Genomic DNA, 17,951 nt, shown 5'->3' on the forward strand with positions numbered 1-17,951 from the left:
GCCCGCGCTCGCACCCGCTGCGTTCGCGCCCACCGCACCCACCCCCCGGCGCCGCGCTCTCACCGCACCCACCCCCGGCGATTGGTGTCACTTTCTGCGCGAAATCGGCCGTACTTCGCGCAGAAAGTGACACCAATCCAATCGGGCGCGGCGCGGGCGCGGTGCGGGGGGCGTGCGCGGCGCGGGGGCGGGTGCGGGGCTGGATCAGCTGCGCGGCCGGCGCGGCACCCAGCAGGCGACGCGGGCAGCGTACGCGTCGAACTCCGAGCCGAACCGGGCTCGCAGATCGGCTTCTTCGTGCGGGCGCACGACCCAGTTCCAGAACAGCGACCCCGCGACTGCGTACGCGACGACGAGCCACGAACCGAGAATCAGGCCGACGGCCGCACCCTGCAGTACTCCCGCGACAGCCATGGGGTTGCGCACCCAGCGATACGGGCCGGCGACGACGAGGCGGGCTGCGGTCTGAGAGGGGAGCGGGGTGCCGGCTCCGCGCGTCGACATGGTGAGCCCCGACCACAGCCCGAGCGCGCTTGCCGCGGCCAGCAGCACGGCGCCGACGATCGGCACGGCGATGGGAACGCCGACGCGCAGCCCCCACCGCGACTCGAGCACGGTGATGACGACGGGGAGTACGAGCAGGAAGACGCCCCAGAACACGACGATCTGCTGCGCGGTGCGCGCCACGTGCCGGCCCGTCGCGGCAGCGGGGGCCTCACGGAACGCGAATGGGCCGACGAGTACCCACTCGGTGGGGAGGCGACCGCGCCAGACGAGCAGCCCGGCGCCGACGCTGCCGGTAGTGGCAAGCACCATCGCGAGCGCGCCCCATCCGGCGAGCCCGGTCACCGTCGCGTACCCGCACATGCCCGCGGCGACGAGCGCGGTCCAGGGCACGGCGATCCAGATTGCCCACCGCGCCCCGCACGCGACCAGTGCCGAGGCGAACACGAACAGGGGGACATCGAGTGTGGCGGTGAGCGCAGGTTCAAGCCCTCCGAGCGTGGCCGTGCGCACCGGGGGCAGGCTGAACACGCTGATCCACCACACGGCACCCGCGAACGCCTGGACCGCGAAATACCATCGGCCGAGTGCAGGACCGACCATGCGTCGCGTCGCCGAGTGCGCCGTCATCGCCGAACTAGACCAGCCCCATCTGGCGCGCCCGCGCGAGCGCTTCGGTGCGACTCGACACCTTCAACTTGCGGTAAATGCTGCGCGTTTGCGTCTTGATGGTGTTCGACGAGACGTGGAGGTCGCCGGCGATGTCGTCGATCGACCCGCCGCGCGCGAGTTCGACGAGCACCAGCGCTTCGCGCTTCGAGAGCTCCTCGAGCATCACCTCGTCGCCCGCGAACGGGGTGCCCGGCGGCTGGCGCCAGATGTCGGTCGGTACGAGCGAGCGCAGCACGGCGATGTCACCCGCAGGCAGCCACGACAGCGGCAGCCGGTTGTCGAGGCGATCGAGCGCGAGCAGCGCCTGCGTGGCGAGCGTTGTCGCGAACTCGGTGTTGCCGAGGCGCGCGTGGGTGGCGGCGCGTAGCAGCTGGTGCTGCACTGCCTGAGACGGGAAGAGTTCGGACTCGTCGATGGCTTCGAGCTGCGCGAGCGCCTCGTTGGGTTGCGACGAGAGCAGCGCCAGTCGGGTGCGCGCCAGCAGCGTCGCCGTGTCGTCGCCATCGTGCGTCAGCGCAGCACGGGCGCGGATCAGGTCGCCCGTGGCCAGCAAGAACTCGCCGCGCAGCGATTGAAGCTGCTCAGCCCAGCCGTCGCTGATCGGAAAGTGCTGACGCTGCGCCAGTGCGGCATCGAACTCGTGCAGCCCACGTGCGGCCTGGTCGGCCATGAGCCGCGTCACCCCGCGGGTCCAGACGATCGCCGGCCACAGCTCGAACTCGTCGAGGCGATCGATCACGGGTTGCAGCGCATCGGAGGCGGCTTCGTGACGGCCGAGGCTGGCGGCGCGCATCGCCGTCGCGAGATGCCAGCCGATGCTCTGCAGCGACCCTTGCCAGCCGGGCCGCGTGCTGTCGATCGAGCTCAGTTCGCGTTTGGCGGCGCGCAGATCGCCGAGGCGGCCGTGCGCGAACGCGAGCACCGCATGCAGGTGTGCACGGCGACCCGAGTGCGCGTCGTCGCTCGACTCCGCCGCCAACTCGATGGCCGCGGGAATGCGGCCGGCCAGAATCTCGGTGACGATGACCTGCATGCGCGCGGCGAACATGCCGGATCGCCAGCTCGCCGACCCCATCGGCCCGAGCCGCAAGAACTCCTCGCCGACCTCGGCGGCCTCGGCGTATTCGCGGTTCACCCGCAGGCCGGCGAATCGTGCGAGCAGCAGCAATCGCCCGGCAGCACCCTGCACGTCTGCGGCGCGCGACGCGAGGGTCGGCATTCCGATCTGCAGCAGCTCGCGAATACGCGGGGTGGGAATCGTCGCCGTTTCGCTCAGCGCAACCGCGATCATGATCGGAATCGTGCCCTCGCGCGACATCCGCCCCGGCGAGATGGTCTCGGCGATCGTGATGAGCTCTTGCGTGCGGCGGCCGCTGATCTCGGAGTAGTTCCGCACGAAGTGCGGGAAGATGGCGCGGTCCATCTGGCCGTCGATGAGCAGCTCGAGTATTTCGATCGGATCGGCGAGCTCGTAGAGCTGCTCGAATGCGAGGCGGCGGATTTCGGCGACGCGATCCTCGGGGAACTCACGCAGTGCGCGGGGACGCAGTGCCGTGCTCATGAGCGTGTGCAGCCGGAAGGTCTTGCGCCCCGACACCAGCGCGATCCGTCCGATGCCGGCCTGATCGAACCGTTCGAACCACGACCACGCGGCCGCTCCGCCGAGCTGCTCGGCCAAGCGCTCATCGACCTCGGGGCTCAGCGCCGAGGCGAGTGCGAGGTCGGTAGCGGCGACGTTCTCGAAGTTCGGGGCGAAGTCTGCGAGCAGGCCTTCGACGCCGCTCGCGACCTCGTCGGTCGACGGTCGACGCGTGCCCCCACGCGAGAGCTGCTGCATCACCGACAGTGCGAGGCGCACCGCGAGCGGATGCCCCCGTGTCGCGCGACGCAGAGCGGTGATTTCCGAATCAGTGAGTCGGTAGGGGAGCGAGCCCGTGACCGCTGCGAGTTCGGTCGCGCTGAACGCCAGGTCGTGCGATCCCAGCACGGTGACGTCGAGGCCGGCCGCGGTCAGCGGAACTTCGAAACGCGTCGTCGATCGCGACGTCGCGAAGAGCTGGAGATGCGGCGACCGGCGCAACAGCGAGACCAATTGATCTTGCAGCTCGGCACCGATGAAGTGGAGATCGTCGATCGCGAGGGTGATGGGGAACGGGTCGCGCATCGTCGCCGAGATAACGAGCGAGAGGGCTTCCTGCGGAGGAATGCGTCCGCTCATGTAGTCGTTGGTCAAGCCGCTAAAGGTTTCGGGGCGTGCGGCCGTCAGCGCTTGCAGCAAGCGCAGCCAGAAGCTCCGAGGCTCTGCGGCACCCTCGTCGAGGGCGATCCAGGCGATGTGCCGCTCTGATTGCGTCCCGAGCCACTGGGAGAGCAGCTCCGTCTTGCCGGCACCCTGCTCAGCGTTGAGCACGACGATGCGGCCAGCGGCGGTGAGTTGCGCAAGTAGCTCCGCACGCCGCAATTGACCGTTCGTGTCGAACGAAGAAGCGCCGTTGTCGGCAACGTCTTCCGGCACCGCGCTCTCCTCGTTCCCCCCGGAACTGAACTGGGAGCTGCGCGCGAGCGCAGTAGCCTCCCGAGTTCAGTCGGCCCTGTGTGGACCCCAAGTCAGCTTAACCGGAATGTTATGTCTGGTGCTCGATGTGTCGACGCGGCAGTATTCTGCGGCAGTGCGGTGCCAGCAACAGCCTCTGTCTGGACCGGGGGAGAGACTCTGTCACAGATTCGACACAGGAGCGCAGTATGCTCAGGGGCAAGATTCCGCCGGATCACCCGGCGCCTCAATCGACCTGGAGAAATCAATGAAGATTCGTTACGCGCTCCCCGCAATCGCCGCGGCGGCCCTGCTCACGCTGACCGGTTGCGTCAACAACGCGGAGTCGGAGGGCGGCGGGTCGGGCAGCACCTCGGCACCTTCGGCCGACATCACCGCAGACGACGCGGCGGTTGCGCTCCTGCCCAAGGACATTAAGGACTCGGGCGAACTGACAATCGGCACCGACGCCGAGTACCCGCCGAACGAGTTCAAGGATGCCGATGGCAATCCGACCGGCTGGGGCGTCACGCTCGCTGAAGCAGTCTCCGCAAAGCTCGGCCTCGAGCCCAAGTGGGAGATCCTCGGTTTCGACAGCATCATCCCCCGCATTCAAGAGGGCGCACTCAACATGGGCTCGTCGTCGTTCACCGACAACGTCGAGCGTCAGAAGTCGGTCGACTTCGTCGACTTCCTGAACGCCGGCACGCAGTGGGCGTCGGCCAAGGGCGAAGACGTCGACCCCGACGACGCCTGCGGTCTCGTCGTCTCCGTGCAGGCGGGCACCGTGCAAGACACCGATGAGCTGCCCGCGAAGTCGCAGGCCTGCACCGACGCAGGCAAGGAAGCGATCCAGATCCTGCGCTTTGACGGCCAGCCCGAGGTCACCCAGGCGGTCGTCGACGGTCGCGCCGCGGCATTCTCGGCCGACCTGCCCGTGACCGGCGACGCCGTCGCCAAGCTCAGCGATCAGCTGCAGATCACCGGCGAGGTCTTCGACGCTGCACCGTACGGCTTCGCCACGCAGAAGGGCAGCGACACGACCAAGGCCGTGCAGGCGGCACTGCAGTCGCTGATCGACGATGGCACGTACCTCGACATCCTGAAGGAAGCGGGTATCGAGTCGGGTGCCGTCACCTCCGCCGAGATCAACGCCGGCACGGAGTGATCGCGTAGATCATGACCACCAGCACCACTCCCGGTGCGGGGCAGAACGCCCCGCACCCCGAGTCGGAGGCCATTGAGGCTATCCGACTCCGGCACCCCTGGCGCACGGTCTTCGCCGTCGTGATCATCGTGCTCGCCGGGCTCTTCATCTACGACACCGCCGTCAACCGCCCGGTCTACAACTGGGGCGAAGTCGGCAAATACCTCTTCGATGTGCGCATCGTCGAGGGTGCCTGGTACACCCTGCAACTGACGGTCTACTCGATGATCATCGCGGTGGCCCTCGGCGTCACCGTCGCCGTGATGCGGCAGTCGCCGAACCCGGTTGTCAAGGCCGTCGCCTGGGTCTACCTCTGGCTCTTCCGCGGCACCCCGGTGTACGTGCAGCTCGTCTTCTGGGGCCTGATCCCCACGATCTACAAATCGATCAGCCTGGGTATTCCGTTCACCGATGCCGTTGCGACGCTGAATACCAAAGACCTGCTGAGCTACTTCACGCTCGCCGTGATCGGCCTGGCACTGAACGAAGCCGCCTACATGGCCGAGATCGTGCGCGCCGGTCTGCTCTCGGTCGACAAGGGCCAAGACGAGGCGGCGACTGCGCTCGGCCTCGGCTGGTGGCACACCATGAGCCGCGTCATTCTGCCGCAGGCCATGCGCGTCATCATCCCGCCGACCGGCAACGAGGTCATCTCGATGCTCAAGACGACCTCGCTCGTGACCGCGGTGCCGTTCACGCTCGACCTGTACGGTCGTGCGCGCGATATCTCGGCGGTCACCTACCAGCCTGTGCCGATGCTGATCTGCGCGTCGATCTGGTACCTGACGGTCACGTCGATCCTGATGGTCGGGCAGTACTTCCTCGAGAAGAAGTTCGCGAAGGGCGTCTCGCAGCGCCCCGACGTGATGAAGCCGACCGTCGAAACCCAGTCGGTGCGCGTCATCGGCCTCACGGACGACACCCACCCGACCTACCCCAGCGCGGGCGGCGGCGAGAACATCGTGCCCCCGCACGAGCGACCCGGAGGGGGAGGCGCATGAGCGTCCACGCGACCGAAACGCCCATGGTGCTCGCCCAGGGCGTGTCCAAGTCCTACGGCTCGAACCTCGTGCTCAAGTCGATCTCGCTCGAGGTGCAGCGCGGTGAAGTGCTCTGCCTCGTCGGGCCGTCGGGCTCGGGCAAGTCCACGTTCCTGCGCTGCATCAACCACCTCGAAACCGTCAACTCGGGCCGCCTGTCGGTCGATGGCGAACTCGTCGGGTACAAGCAGAAGGGCGACAAGCTCTACGAGATGCATCCGCGCGAGGCTGCGGCACAGCGACGCGACATCGGCATGGTGTTTCAACGCTTCAACCTGTTTCCGCACATGACCGCGCTCGAGAACGTGATGATCGCGCCGACCCTGTTGAAGAAGGGCGACCGGGCGAAGCTGAAGTCGCGCGCGATGGAATTGCTCGCACGCGTCGGGCTCGCCGAGCGCCACGACTACTACCCGGCACACCTGTCGGGTGGTCAGCAGCAGCGCGTCGCCATCGCCCGGGCACTCGCCATGGAGCCGAAGCTGATGCTCTTCGACGAGCCCACCTCGGCGCTCGACCCCGAGCTCGTCGGTGAAGTGCTCGATGTCATGAAGGGGCTCGCCGAGAGCGGCATGACGATGATCGTCGTGACGCACGAGATGGGCTTTGCACGCGAAGTCGCCGACAAGCTTGTCTTCATGGACGGCGGCGTCGTCGTCGAAGAAGGCGACCCCGCCGAAGTGCTCTCCAATCCGCAGCGGGAGCGCACCAAAGCATTCCTCTCGAAGGTGCTGTAGGCCTTCCGCGGTGCGCAGGCGAAAGCCCCGTGCCGGCGTTCATTGCGTGATCGCAGTGTGCAAGATCGCACACCGACTCACCCGCAAATACGCCGGCACGGGGCTTTCGCCTGCGCACCGCTCCCACGATCAACCTTCGATCGGTCGACGCTCAGAGGTCAGCGTGTGGCGGGCGTCAGCGATTCTGCGCTACGCGCCCTCGCCGAGGTCGTTCTTGATCTTCGTCGTCGAAACGCCCTCGGTGCGATCGAGGTAGATGACCTCGCAGTAGGGGCGCAAGATCTCGAAGCGCTCGTCGCCCTCCCAGTCGCCGCCCATCACCACGGCGTCGATCTCGTACTTCTGCACGTCGCGGATCTTCTGATCCCACGCCTCTTCAGGGATGACGAGATCGACGTAGCGCACCGCTTCGAGCATGTTCTTGCGCGTTTCGAAGTCGTGGTAGGTCTTCTTGCCCTTGCCGGCGTTGAATTCCTCGGACGACGCGGCGACGACCAGGTAGTCGCCGAGTGCCCGCGCGCGACGCAGCAGACGGATGTGGCCCCAATGCAGCAGGTCGAACGTTCCGTAGGTCAGAATCCGCTTCATCCCCCCAGTGTACGGTTTGGCGTCGCGCATTGCGGTGCGGCGACCGCCTGATGCCCGACCAGGCCTCCCGAGATCAAGCCCCTGCCCATTGTCGGCGGCCAGGCGTACCCTCGAAATGTGGCCAATGTGCTACGAGGCTCACTTGAACGAGGAGGCACCATGACGCTGACGCACGAGCACCGCACGCCTGATCACGAGTCCGACCCGGCGCATAACGTCGAAGTCGGCCAGGAGTGGACCGACGAGGGCGGCGCATCGCATCTCGGGCCCGCAACGCACACGAAGGCGTCCGACCCCGAGACGATCGCAGACGACGAAGAATAGCTCCGGCGAGGCGAGTGGCCCGGCCCGCAGCAGAGTGGAGCTGCAGGTCGGACTTCGGCGTGCGAATTACGCGACGAGCACCCAGATGCCCGCGATCGCCGAGACGAGCGCGATGAGTAGCGCGATGCCGATAAGCACTGCGTGCACCTTTAGGAACGTGGTCGCGCGGCCCTGATCGTCGCGTGCACGGGAGTCTTTCGCCACCCGCGTCCAGAATCGCGGCCACACGACCACGTTGTACAGGGCGTTGATGAGCAGCAGAATTCCTGCGAAGACGGTCATGGCCCCAGTCTAGGTGGCGGCACCGCGCGAGGCCCGCGCGCTCGTCACGCCGAAGATCAGCTCGATCACGGCAACGCCGACGAGCATCAGCAGCACGGCGGGCCACCCGACACCGGCCTCCACGAGCAGGCCCGGCACGAGGGGCCCGGCTGCCGCCGCACCGTATCCGATGCCCTGGCTGACCGCGGAGAACGCGGCCGTCTGCGCCACGCTCGGCGCCGTGAAGACGATGAGCGCGATCGAGAGCCCGAATGCTGAGCTCAGTGCGATGCCGAGCACCGCGATCGCGACCGGCATGAGCGCAACGGGGGCGAACGCGAGCCCGAGCAGTCCGGTGATCGCGAGCGTTGCGGTGACCGTCAACAGGCCGATACGCCAGTGCACGCGCGACGCGAGGCTGGGAGCGGCGAGCGACGCGGGCAGCCCGGCGATGCTCATCCACGCGAGTAGCAACCCGGCCTGCGCCGGGTCGGCACCGCGGTCGACCGCGATCGTGGGCAGCCACGCCGTGAGCGAGAAATAGATGAGCGCCTGGCAGCCGAAGAACCCGGTCACGGGCCACAGCCCGCGGGCACGGAAGATCGATTCGCGCGGTGCATCGGAAGCCGCGTGGCCGCCACGCTCACCGCCGTCGACGCGTTTTCCGAAGACGAGCGCGAGCGCGAGGGCGACCAGCAGTGGCACCGTCCATGCGGCCAGCGAGGGGCCGACTCGATCGCCGAGTGCGTGGAAGAGTGGCACGGAGAGTGCGGCGCCGGTCGCGGCGCTGATGCCGAACGACGTGGTGTAGATCCCCGTCCAGAAGCCACCCCGAGCCGCGAGCGCGTGTCTGATGATCTGCGGAGCAAGAATGCCGAGCAGCGCGATCGAGGCGCCCACGATGACGGTTCCGGCGAAGAGGGTGCCGGGCAGGAGCGGGCGCAGCAGCGTCGCGAGCGCGAGCGCTGCGAGGAGCGCTGCGATTGCACGCGAAAGGCCGAGGCGCGATACGAGCCACGGGGCAAGCGGTGAGGCGAGGCCGAAGAGCAACACCGGGATGGCGCTGAGGATCGCGATCGCCGTGTGCGACAACGCGTAGCCGGCGCTGATCTCGCTGAGCAGGGGGGAGACGCTCGTGATCGGGTAGCGAACGCTCAGCCCGACGGCGATCGTGAGTATTCCTGCGGCGACTCCCTGACGGCGGTCAGGGCTGTTCATCGAGCAACTGCTCCTGTTGCGACAGCACGCCGAGGGCGGCGTCGCGTGCGAGGTCGGCGTCGCCCACTGCGATCGCGCGCAGCAGTGCTTCGTGCTGGTCCGCCTGATCCGGGTCGCTGCCGGCGGCCAGACACGACGCGTCTGAGATCGACTCGCGCAGCGACGCGTCGAAGCTCGAGTAGATATCTGAGAGCAGCCGGTTGCCAGAAACGTCGGCGATCGCCAGGTGGAACGCGACATCGGCTTCGGTAAACGCCTCGGTGTCGCGGTCGCGGATCGCGTCGCTGCGCTGGGCGAGCAGGGCGGTGAGGCGTTCGACATCGGCGTCGTCGCGGGCGTGCGCGGCCTCAGACGCGGCGAGCGCATCGAGTGCGCGTCGCACACGGATGACCTCACGGCTGTCGGCGGAGTGGAGCGCGCGACGCAGGGCGACCTGAGTGGGGTCCGTGGCGATCACGTATGTGCCGTCGCCTTGGCGGGCTTCGAGGAGGCCGAGCTGCACGAGCGCTCTCACGCCTTCGCGGACGGAGGGGCGACTAACGCCGAGCGCCACGGTGAGCTCGGCTTCGGAGGGAATGCGGGTGCCGAGTACCCAGCGCCCTTCGCTGATCTCGCGCTTCAGCTCGTCGACGACGGTGTCGACCAGAGAGCGCCGTTGAATGTGTCGCACGTGACCATCCTTGCAGATTGCGGGAGTTGTATGGTTATCATATGTCTTACGTTTACCGAACGCCATCCCAGCGTTCGGATCGAGCGAGAACTTCCGAGAAAGGTTCACCAATGACGGCGACCCCTCCGCCCCTGCTGCGCACCCCCGGCCTTGTCGACGGGCATATCCACCCCGACAAGTCCTCGTGGGGGCGCCCGTGGATGTCCAGACGCCCAGCGCACACGCTCGCCGAGCTCATCGAAAACGACCGCGCGACACAGTTCAGCTATGACACCTCGGTGGAAGAGCGGGCCTACGCGCTGTTCTCGAACGCACTCGCCAATGGAACGCTGGGGATGCGCGCACACGTCGATGTCGCCGCCGAACTCGGCACGGCGAACGTCGAGGGCGTGCGCGCCGCAGCGGAGCGACTGCCCGACCTCACCGTGCAGATCGTCGCCTTCCCGCAGTTCGGGCTGCTCACGAACCCGGGCACGCTCGAGGTCATGGCCGCGTCGCTCGACGCCGGCGCCGACCTGGTCGGCGGCATCGACCCGGGCGGCATCGAAGGAGACCTGCACGGTCACCTCGATGCGGTGTTCGGGCTCGCTGATCGCGCCGGGCGCGACCTCGACATCCACCTGCATGACGGTGGCGAAGACGGTCTCGCGCAGATCCGCGAGATCGCGCGGCGCACCGTCGCGGGTGGCCGCCAGGGGCGCGTCACCATCGGTCACGCGTTCGCGCTGTGCGACGCGTCGCTGCAGAGTCTCGGCGAAACCCTCGACCGGGTCGCCGAGGCGGGCATCTGGATCGCCACGTGCGCACTCGGGCCCGACCCCGTGCCCGATCTCGATGTATTCGAACGCCACGGCGTGCGTGTGGTCGCCGGGTCCGACGGCGTCCGCGACTCGTGGAGCCCATTCGGCACCGGCAGCATGGTCGATCGCGCGCACCTGCTCGCCTATCGCACCGGAGCGATCACCGACGCCGAACTCGAGCGGGCCTTCCGCATCGCCTCGACGCACGGCGGCGAGATGCTCGGCGTGGCCGAGATCGCCGAGTGGACGCCCGAGAGCGGCACCCGGCTCGAGTTCGCCGCCGAGAATCTGGCGCAGTTGGTGACGGATCGCCCGGCCCCGGTGCGCGTGCTGCGCGACGGGCACGAGGTCGTCGCCCGCTGACCGGCCAGTGGGGTGCTGAGTGACGGCCTCGCTGCGATCCACCCCGCATGTACTTCCCCCTGAATCACCCATCACCCCTGAACCACCTCACCACCACCTGATTCACCCCGCTGGAACAAAGGAGTCCCCGTGACCATCAGACGACCCCTCACGCTGATCGGTGCAGTCGCCGCCGCAGCGCTGACGCTCACCGCATGCGCGGGCGGAGGCGGCGGCAGCGCGGGCGGCGGCCAGGGCAGCGCCGCGTTCGATATCGACGCCGCGAGCCTCGCCACCACGACCGACCCGGGCGCGCAGCCCGTAGACCGCGTGACCTGGAACCTGCCCTACGAACCGCTGTCGCTCGACCCGATGCTGACGTTCAACTACGCCGAGAACACGGTCGACGCGAACCTCTGCGAGGGGCTCACCCGCATCACCCCCGACCTCACCATCGAAAATGCGCTCGCCGAGAAGGTCGAGTCGCCGAACGACACCACGTATGTGTACACGCTGCGCAGCGGGGTGACCTTCTGGGATGGCACCCCGTTGACCGCCGCCGATGTCGTGTTCTCGCTCGGTCGCCAGGTCGGCCCCGACTCGGCGACGTACTGGTCCGATTACTTCAAGAACGTGAGCTCGGTCGAGCAGACGGGCGACAACCAGGTCACCGTGACGCTCTCGCAGCCCGACGCGCTCTTCGAGCAGGGCATGTCGAGCGCGGCCGGCGCCATCGTTTCGAAGGCGGCCGCCGAGTCCGCGGGCGAGCAGTTCGGCACCCCGAAGGGCGGGCTCATGTGCACCGGCCCGTTCTCGCTCGCGAGCTGGGAGCCCGGCAAAGCGATCACGCTCGCGAAAAACGCCAAGTACTGGGATACGAACCTGGTGCCAAAGGTCGAGGAGCTCGCGTTCAGCTTCATCGCCGACGAGTCGACCGCGGTGAACGCGCTGCGCACCGGCGACGTCGACGGTCAGTTCTTCTACCTGCCGCCGGCCGGGCTCACGCAGCTCGAGAACAGCGACGCGTCGATCACCTTCGGCAAGTCGTACATCTTCTGGTCGCTGCGCGCGATCCAGGAGACGGGCACGTTCTCGAACCCGAAGGTGCGCGAGGCGCTGCTCGCCGCGATCGATACGCAGGCCATCGCCGACGTGGTGTTCCAGGGCGCCGCGATCCCGTCGCCGGTGCTCACCGGGCCCGCCTACTACGGCGATGACGAAGCGGGCAAGCTATTCCAGGAGGCGTTCGACAGCTACTCCGTGAAGCCCGATATCGAGAAGGCGAAATCCTTGCTCGCCGAAGCCGGCGACGTCTCGGCTCCGATCGTGCTCGGCGTGCAGGGCTCATCGGCCGTGCACGAGCAGACGGCAAACCTGATCCAGGCCGCCGGCGAGGCCATCGGGCTCAAGATCGAGACCAAGGTGATTCCGGTCGAGCAGTTCGGCAACCTCTACTTCGACCCGAAGGCGCGCGAGGGTCTCGACGGCTTCTTCACGACCTACTACGGCAACGTGACCGACCCGCTCGACGTCTACACGACGTTCACCCCCGACAGCACCAACAACTTCATCAAGTACGACGGTGCGGCGCAGGAGCTCGACGACGCTCGCAAGACGCTCGACCCGGTCGAACGCGCGAAGTACACAATCGCCGCGCAGGAGAAGATCACGCGCGACCTGCCGTGGTTGCCGATGGGCGACCTGCCGGTGATCCTGGTGCAGAACAACGGCATCTCGGGGGCGACGGCGTCGTCGGCTTACCTCGGCTACCCCTGGGCAGCCACTATCGGAGGCGTGGAGTAGCACCGTGTCGATTCCCTCATTCCTGCTGAGGCGCGCGGGCGGCCTGCTGCTCGTGCTGCTGGTGACCTCGTTCGTGGTCTTCGGCATGATGTACCTCGCCCCGGGGAGCCCGCTGAGTTTCGTGCTCGGCCCCCGGGGCGGCACCGCCGAGCAGATCGCCCGAGTCACCGCGCAGTATCACCTCGACGATCCGTTCTTCGTGCGTTACTTCGCCTGGATCGGTGATGTCGTACAGGGCAACCTCGGCGACTCGGTGGTCTACCGCCAGCCCGTTGCCGACCTCATCGGCGGTCGCATCGGCACGACGGTGGCGCTCATCGCGCTCGCCACCGTCATCATCGCGGTCGTCGGCATCGGCCTCGGGCTCTTCGCCTCGCTCAAGGGCGGCTGGGCCGACCAGGTCGTCACCACGCTCGCAACGCTCGGCCTCGCGACACCCGCGTTCGTCGTCGGTGTCGCTCTGATCAGCGTGTTCGCGGTGGGGCTCGGGTGGTTCCCCACGAACGGCAGTGGAAGCGGTGGCGTCGACACGCTGTACCACCTGCTGCTGCCCGCGGTCGCGCTGGCAGTTGCGAGCGCGGCGTACCAGGCGCGCATCACCCGCGCGTCGGTGCTCGAGGAGCAAGGGCGCGAGCACGTGCAGACGGCGACGGCCCGCGGTCTGCGCTCCGGCATCGTCATTCGTCGGCACATCCTGCGCAACGCCCTGATCCCGATCACCACCGTGCTCGGGCTGACGATCGCCACGCTCATCGCCGGCGCGGTGGTGATCGAGAACGTGTTCGCGCTCGACGGACTCGGGTCGCTGCTCGTGCGGGCGATCCTGCAGCGCGACTTCGCGGTCGTGCAGGCCGTGATTCTCGTGCTCGTCGTCGCCTTCGTCGTCATCAACGCGATCGTCGACTTCCTCTACACGATCATCGATCCGCGCATCCAGTTGGGGAGCAAGCAATGACCGCGCCGCGCACCACCCAGATCGCGCTCCGTCGAGCGCGCACCGACGACCCGGGCCGCTTCACGATCGCGGGTCGCAAGCTCGGGCCGAGCGGCATCACCGCCGCGATCGTGCTCGCCATCATCGTGCTCGCCGCGCTGCTGGCGCCATGGATCGCCCCCTATGACCCCGATGCTCCCGACCTGTTCGCCGCGCTCAGCGGCCCGAGCGCTCAGCACCTGCTCGGGGCCGATGCACTCGGCCGCGATCTGCTCTCGAGGCTCATGTATGGCGCGCGCATCACGCTGCTCGGCCCGACCTTCGTGATTCTCATCGCGACCGTCGTCGGCACCGCGCTCGCGCTCGTCGCCGCCTGGAACCGGGGCCGCGTCGACACCGCGATCTCGTGGGTGCTCGACGTGCTCTTCTCGGTGCCGGGCATCGTGTTCGCCCTCATCGCCGTCGCGATCTTCGGGCCAAACCTGCCGACCGTCATCGTCGGCCTCTCGATCGGGTACATCCCCTACGTCGCTCGCGTCGTGCGCGGCGCCGCACTGCGCGAACGCGGCATGCCGTACGTGCAGGCCGCGTGGCTGCAGGGGCAGTCGGGCGTGGGCATCAGCCTGCGCCAGATCTTCCCGAACGTGCAGCCCATCGTGGTCGCCCAGGCAGTGTCGTCGCTCGGCTTCGCCGTGATCGACCTCGCCGCGGTGTCGTTCCTGGGGCTCGGCGTGCAGCCGCCCACGGCCGACCTCGGGCTTATGGTGAAGAGCGGGTTCGATTCGCTGTTGCGCGGCCAACCCCTCGAGGCCATCGCCGCGGGTCTCGCCATCGTCGTCATCGTGTGGGCGATCACCGTGCTCGGTGACCGGCTCGCCTCGAACGCAAGGAGCATCCGATGAGCGCACCGCTGCTCGAGGTCGAAGACCTCCACGCCAGCCTCGTCACGAAGTACCGCCGGCTCGACCTGCTGAACGGGGTCAGCTTCACACTCGACCGCGGCGAGGCGCTCGGGCTCGTGGGCGAGTCGGGATCGGGCAAGTCACTCACCACCCGCGCGATCACCCGCATGCTCGCCGAGGGCTTCCGCACCACGGGTGCGGTGCGCTTCGACGAGGAGTCGGTGCTCGATATGAAGCGTGAGCGGCTGCGCCGGTATCGCGCGAGCGACGTCGGCATGATCTTCCAGGATCCCCGCGCGCACGTGAACCCGGTGCACACGGTAGGCGACTTCCTCACCGAGGCGCTCGTGCGCGACCGCGGCGTGAAGCTCGACGAGGCGAAGCGCCGTGCCGTGCAACTGCTCGACGAGGTCGGGGTGCGGCATGCCGAGCGCCGCCTCGCGCAGTACCCGCACGAGCTGTCGGGCGGCCTGCTGCAGCGCGTCATGATCGCGAGCGTGCTGCTCGCCGAGCCGCAGCTGATTCTCGCCGACGAACCGACGACCGCCCTCGACGTGACGGCGCAGTCCGACGTTATGGCGATCCTCGACGAGCAGCGCAAGGCGCGGGGGCTCTCGCTGCTGTTCATCACCCACGACCTCGAGCTCGCCAACGCCTGCTGCGATCGACTCGCGGTGATGTACGCGGGCGAGATCGTGGAGCAGGGCGCGCACGTCTACACCGACCCGCAGCACCCGTACACGGTGGAACTGCTGGGCGCGCGGCCCAGCATCGACGAGCGGCTCGACCGCCTGCCGGTGCTCGAATACAACCTGGAGATCCACGAGGCACTGAAAGCGAAGGCCGACGCATGAGCGCACCCATCATCACCGTGAGCGACCTGCGCAAGGTCTTCCCGGCCCCGCGCGGCACGAAGAGCGAAGACGTCGTCGCCGTCGACGGCGTCTCGTTCGACCTGCTCGCCGACGAGTGCCTCGCAATCGTGGGGGAGTCGGGGTCGGGCAAGACCACCGTCGCGCGCATGATCGTCGGGCTCGAGACCGTCACGTCGGGCACCGTCACGGTCGACGGACAGGATCGCACTGCCGCTCCCCGCAGCCTCGCCGCCCGCCGGGAGCGCGCTCGCGAGGTGCAGTACGTCTTCCAAGATCCGTATTCGTCGCTCAACGGACGCCAGCGCATCGGCGACGTCATCATGTCGAACCTGCGGCTGCACGGGCGCGGGCGAGGCGGGGCGTCGGGTGGGGGACCCGTGGGCACCGAGGGTGCGCTTGCGCGAGCCGAGCAGACCGGCACCGTCAAGCAGCGGGCCCAGGCGATCCTCGACTCGGTGGGCCTGCCTCAGCGCTTCTTCGACCGCTACCCGCGTGAGCTCTCGGGCGGGCAGCGGCAGCGCGTCGCCATTGCGCGCGCTCTCGCCGCAGACCCGATGGTGATCGTGCTCGACGAGGCCGTGGCGGCGCTCGACGTCTCGATTCAGGCGCAGATTCTGAATCTCCTGGCTGACATCAAGGCCGAGCGTCAGGTGAGCTACCTGTTCATCTCGCACGACCTCGCCGTCGTCAATCAGATCTCCGATCGCATGGTCGTCATGGAGAACGGCGTCATCGTCGACCAGGGCGTGACCGCCGAGCTGCTGGCGCACCCGACCCACCCCTACACGCGCGCGCTGCGCGCCGCGGTGCCCGGGCCGGGGTGGAAGCCGACGCGTCGCGAGCAGCTCGCCTCGTGAATGCCGAGCGAGTGGCGAGCGACGCCGTGCTCGGCGCCGCTGAGCGCAGCACTGCTGAGCCGACCACGGCGGTGCGCGCCGCGCACGCCATCGTGCATGATGCGGATCGCCCGGGCGGGCCCGGGTTCGTGCTGTTGCGCGACGCGACCGTGCTCGTGCGAGGCGAACGGGTCGTTGCGGTCGCGTCCGGTGTCGCCGGGGCCGAACTGGCCGCCGGCGCCGACGAGGTGATCGACCTCGGCGAGAGCCTGCTCATGCCGGGTCTCATCGATCTCGAGGGGCTCGTCGATATCGATCACCTGCTGCTCGATTCGTGGTGGAGCCCGGAGCATGAGGCCCGTCTTGAGTGGTCAGCGGCCTACGCCGAGGCCCCCCGCGAGGTGCTGTCGCCGGACGATCGCAGCCTGCTGCGGCGGTACGGCTTGGTGCAGCTGATCCTGCACGGCATCACCACCGCGATGCCGATCTCGACCGAGATCCACGGCGCCTGGGCCGAGACCCACGGCGATCTGCTCGACACCGCGCGCACCGCGAGTGCGCTCGGACTGCGCACGTTTCTCGGTCCGTCGTATCGCTCGGGCGTGCACGTGACGCACTCCGACGGGTCGGCCGGCATCCACTGGGACGAGGCGCGCGGGGAGGCTGCGTTCGCCGACGCTGTGCGCTTTCTCGACACAGTCGATGAGCTGCGCGATCCGCTCGTCACCGGCGTGCTCGTACCCTGCCGCATCGAGACGGTGAGCGACGCAATACTGGCCGAAACCGGACGTATCGCCGCCGAACGAAACGTGCTCGTGCGCGCCCATGCGACGCAGGGTCTCGATTCCGAGATCGGGGTGCTCGCGCGCGACCGCGGCACGACACCCCTCGATCTGCTCGAGGCCTCCGGGCTGCTGAACGAGCGCCTGATTCTGGCGCACGGGGTGTACCTCGACGTGCACCCCGATGTGCAGGGTGAGGATCGCGGCGACCTCGCCCGGCTCGCCGCCGCGGGCGTCTCGATCGCGCACTGCCCGCTGACGAACGCGCGCTACGCCTTCTGGCTCGAGCGGCTCTCGCAGTACCTCGATGCCGGAGTGAACGTGGGCCTCGGCACCGACTCGTTCCCGCCAGACCTCGTACGCGCCATCGATACCGGGGTGCAGCTGGCAAAAGCCCAGCACGACGACCTCGGCCGGGGCATGCTCGCCGAGTACGTCGAGGCGGCGACGCTCGGCGGATCCCGCGCGCTGCATCGCCCCGACCTCGGCCGCATCGCCCCTGGTGCCGCGGCCGACCTCGTCGCCTTCGCGCTCGACGACGTGCGCACGGGGGCGGTCGACGACCCGATCCGCACCCTCGTGCTCGCCGGTACCGCGCGCGACGCGACCTTCAGCATGATCGCCGGGCGCGTGGTGATGCGGGGCGGGCAGATTCCCGGGGTCGACCTCGCCGAACTGCGACGCGAGGGGCAGCGAGTCTTCGAGCTGCTGCGCGCCGCCTACCCCGAGCGCGATGCGCTGGCCGGGGCGGCGGGGTCGAGCGAGGCCGAGCTCTTCCCACCGGTGTTCCCGCTGGAGTGAGGCGTCGGTCGTATCGGGACAGGTCGCCCCTGATTAAGAGTGGACTTGTGCACTGCGCGGCTCATGGTTCCCTGGAATCCCTTCTCCCATGTCTACGAAGCTATTTGCTCGCCACCGCTCAG

At 68.3% G+C, this 17,951-nt stretch carries 17 protein-coding genes; 11 read left to right on the plus strand and 6 right to left on the minus strand.

Features of this window, described 5'->3' with window-relative positions; genetic code table 11:
* Positions 1 to 204: 204 nt before the first annotated feature.
* Both ACZF5Y_RS00855 and ACZF5Y_RS00860 read right to left on the minus strand, forming a co-directional pair.
* The gene (locus tag ACZF5Y_RS00855) at positions 205 to 1,134 is read right to left on the minus strand and encodes a methyltransferase family protein (RefSeq protein ID WP_497533930.1); all 930 of its coding nucleotides are present in this window, start codon (positions 1,132 to 1,134) and stop codon (positions 205 to 207) included.
* 7 nt (positions 1,135 to 1,141) lie between these two features.
* Entirely contained in the window at positions 1,142 to 3,691 is a 2,550-nt protein-coding gene (locus ACZF5Y_RS00860) for a helix-turn-helix transcriptional regulator (protein WP_497533931.1), read from the minus strand.
* Positions 3,692 to 3,977: 286 nt separating this feature from the next.
* Here ACZF5Y_RS00860 and ACZF5Y_RS00865 point away from each other — a divergent pair, with 286 nt between their 5' ends.
* Genes ACZF5Y_RS00865 through ACZF5Y_RS00875 form a run of 3 tightly spaced genes read left to right on the plus strand, consistent with a single transcriptional unit; the run spans position 3,978 to position 6,693 of the window.
* Positions 3,978 to 4,877, plus strand: a complete 900-nt coding sequence (locus tag ACZF5Y_RS00865) for an ABC transporter substrate-binding protein (RefSeq protein ID WP_497533932.1) — start codon at positions 3,978 to 3,980, stop codon at positions 4,875 to 4,877.
* A gap of 11 nt (positions 4,878 to 4,888) precedes the next feature.
* Entirely contained in the window at positions 4,889 to 5,917 is a 1,029-nt protein-coding gene (locus tag ACZF5Y_RS00870) for an amino acid ABC transporter permease (RefSeq protein WP_497533933.1), read from the plus strand.
* The gene (locus ACZF5Y_RS00875; RefSeq protein WP_497533511.1) at positions 5,914 to 6,693 is read left to right on the plus strand and encodes an amino acid ABC transporter ATP-binding protein; all 780 of its coding nucleotides are present in this window, start codon (positions 5,914 to 5,916) and stop codon (positions 6,691 to 6,693) included. The genes ACZF5Y_RS00870 and ACZF5Y_RS00875 overlap by 4 nt, the downstream gene beginning before the upstream one ends.
* A gap of 189 nt (positions 6,694 to 6,882) precedes the next feature.
* Here the strand turns inward: ACZF5Y_RS00875 and tagD are convergent, their stop codons facing one another.
* Positions 6,883 to 7,281: a glycerol-3-phosphate cytidylyltransferase gene (gene tagD / locus ACZF5Y_RS00880; RefSeq protein WP_053353704.1), complete on the minus strand. Its 399-nt coding sequence runs from the start codon at positions 7,279 to 7,281 to the stop codon at positions 6,883 to 6,885.
* A gap of 159 nt (positions 7,282 to 7,440) precedes the next feature.
* Here tagD and ACZF5Y_RS00885 point away from each other — a divergent pair, with 159 nt between their 5' ends.
* Positions 7,441 to 7,605 (plus strand): hypothetical protein, encoded by a 165-nt coding sequence (locus ACZF5Y_RS00885; protein WP_497533934.1) that lies wholly within the window; start codon positions 7,441 to 7,443, stop codon positions 7,603 to 7,605.
* Positions 7,606 to 7,671: 66 nt separating this feature from the next.
* Here the strand turns inward: ACZF5Y_RS00885 and ACZF5Y_RS00890 are convergent, their stop codons facing one another.
* From ACZF5Y_RS00890 to ACZF5Y_RS00900, 3 genes are read right to left on the minus strand one after another with little or no spacing between them, the layout of a single operon-like run.
* The gene (locus ACZF5Y_RS00890) at positions 7,672 to 7,887 is read right to left on the minus strand and encodes an SCO4848 family membrane protein (RefSeq protein ID WP_497533935.1); all 216 of its coding nucleotides are present in this window, start codon (positions 7,885 to 7,887) and stop codon (positions 7,672 to 7,674) included.
* A gap of 9 nt (positions 7,888 to 7,896) precedes the next feature.
* Positions 7,897 to 9,084 (minus strand): MFS transporter, encoded by a 1,188-nt coding sequence (locus ACZF5Y_RS00895; protein ID WP_497533936.1) that lies wholly within the window; start codon positions 9,082 to 9,084, stop codon positions 7,897 to 7,899.
* The gene (locus ACZF5Y_RS00900; protein WP_497533937.1) at positions 9,071 to 9,754 is read right to left on the minus strand and encodes a FadR/GntR family transcriptional regulator; all 684 of its coding nucleotides are present in this window, start codon (positions 9,752 to 9,754) and stop codon (positions 9,071 to 9,073) included. The genes ACZF5Y_RS00895 and ACZF5Y_RS00900 overlap by 14 nt, the downstream gene beginning before the upstream one ends.
* Before the next feature lie 110 nt (positions 9,755 to 9,864).
* Here ACZF5Y_RS00900 and ACZF5Y_RS00905 point away from each other — a divergent pair, with 110 nt between their 5' ends.
* The 7 genes from ACZF5Y_RS00905 to ACZF5Y_RS00935 all read left to right on the plus strand — a co-directional run bounded on the left by ACZF5Y_RS00905 (position 9,865) and on the right by ACZF5Y_RS00935 (position 17,829).
* Positions 9,865 to 10,917: an amidohydrolase family protein gene (locus tag ACZF5Y_RS00905; RefSeq protein WP_497533938.1), complete on the plus strand. Its 1,053-nt coding sequence runs from the start codon at positions 9,865 to 9,867 to the stop codon at positions 10,915 to 10,917.
* 129 nt (positions 10,918 to 11,046) lie between these two features.
* Positions 11,047 to 12,699 carry an ABC transporter substrate-binding protein gene (locus tag ACZF5Y_RS00910; protein ID WP_497533939.1) on the plus strand — a complete coding sequence of 551 codons (1,653 nt, stop codon included), beginning with the start codon at positions 11,047 to 11,049 and terminating at the stop codon, positions 12,697 to 12,699.
* Positions 12,700 to 12,703: 4 nt separating this feature from the next.
* Entirely contained in the window at positions 12,704 to 13,654 is a 951-nt protein-coding gene (locus ACZF5Y_RS00915) for an ABC transporter permease (RefSeq protein ID WP_497533940.1), read from the plus strand.
* Complete coding sequence (locus ACZF5Y_RS00920) at positions 13,651 to 14,535, plus strand: ABC transporter permease (RefSeq protein WP_497533941.1); 885 nt, start codon at positions 13,651 to 13,653, stop codon at positions 14,533 to 14,535. Before ACZF5Y_RS00915 ends, ACZF5Y_RS00920 begins: the two co-directional genes overlap by 4 nt.
* On the plus strand, positions 14,532 to 15,389 hold the full coding sequence (locus ACZF5Y_RS00925; protein ID WP_497533942.1) for an ABC transporter ATP-binding protein: 858 nt from the start codon (positions 14,532 to 14,534) through the stop codon (positions 15,387 to 15,389). Before ACZF5Y_RS00920 ends, ACZF5Y_RS00925 begins: the two co-directional genes overlap by 4 nt.
* Entirely contained in the window at positions 15,386 to 16,267 is an 882-nt protein-coding gene (locus ACZF5Y_RS00930; RefSeq protein ID WP_497533943.1) for an ATP-binding cassette domain-containing protein, read from the plus strand. Before ACZF5Y_RS00925 ends, ACZF5Y_RS00930 begins: the two co-directional genes overlap by 4 nt.
* Positions 16,264 to 17,829, plus strand: a complete 1,566-nt coding sequence (locus ACZF5Y_RS00935; protein WP_497533944.1) for a chlorohydrolase family protein — start codon at positions 16,264 to 16,266, stop codon at positions 17,827 to 17,829. The genes ACZF5Y_RS00930 and ACZF5Y_RS00935 overlap by 4 nt, the downstream gene beginning before the upstream one ends.
* Positions 17,830 to 17,951 lie beyond the last annotated feature (122 nt).

It is taken from the genome of Leucobacter sp. WKLB1 (assembly GCF_059696215.1).

Coding starts and splice junctions, on each gene's coding strand:
- ACZF5Y_RS00855 (WP_497533930.1), bottom strand. CDS start 1,134: ATGACGGCGCACTCGGCGACGCGACGCATGGTCGGTCCTGCACTCGGC.
- ACZF5Y_RS00865 (WP_497533932.1), top strand. CDS start 3,978: ATGAAGATTCGTTACGCGCTCCCCGCAATCGCCGCGGCGGCCCTGCTC.
- ACZF5Y_RS00870 (WP_497533933.1), top strand. CDS start 4,889: ATGACCACCAGCACCACTCCCGGTGCGGGGCAGAACGCCCCGCACCCC.
- ACZF5Y_RS00875 (WP_497533511.1), top strand. CDS start 5,914: ATGAGCGTCCACGCGACCGAAACGCCCATGGTGCTCGCCCAGGGCGTG.
- tagD (WP_053353704.1), bottom strand. CDS start 7,281: ATGAAGCGGATTCTGACCTACGGAACGTTCGACCTGCTGCATTGGGGC.
- ACZF5Y_RS00885 (WP_497533934.1), top strand. CDS start 7,441: ATGACGCTGACGCACGAGCACCGCACGCCTGATCACGAGTCCGACCCG.
- ACZF5Y_RS00890 (WP_497533935.1), bottom strand. CDS start 7,887: ATGACCGTCTTCGCAGGAATTCTGCTGCTCATCAACGCCCTGTACAAC.
- ACZF5Y_RS00895 (WP_497533936.1), bottom strand. CDS start 9,084: ATGAACAGCCCTGACCGCCGTCAGGGAGTCGCCGCAGGAATACTCACG.
- ACZF5Y_RS00905 (WP_497533938.1), top strand. CDS start 9,865: ATGACGGCGACCCCTCCGCCCCTGCTGCGCACCCCCGGCCTTGTCGAC.
- ACZF5Y_RS00920 (WP_497533941.1), top strand. CDS start 13,651: ATGACCGCGCCGCGCACCACCCAGATCGCGCTCCGTCGAGCGCGCACC.
- ACZF5Y_RS00925 (WP_497533942.1), top strand. CDS start 14,532: ATGAGCGCACCGCTGCTCGAGGTCGAAGACCTCCACGCCAGCCTCGTC.
- ACZF5Y_RS00930 (WP_497533943.1), top strand. CDS start 15,386: ATGAGCGCACCCATCATCACCGTGAGCGACCTGCGCAAGGTCTTCCCG.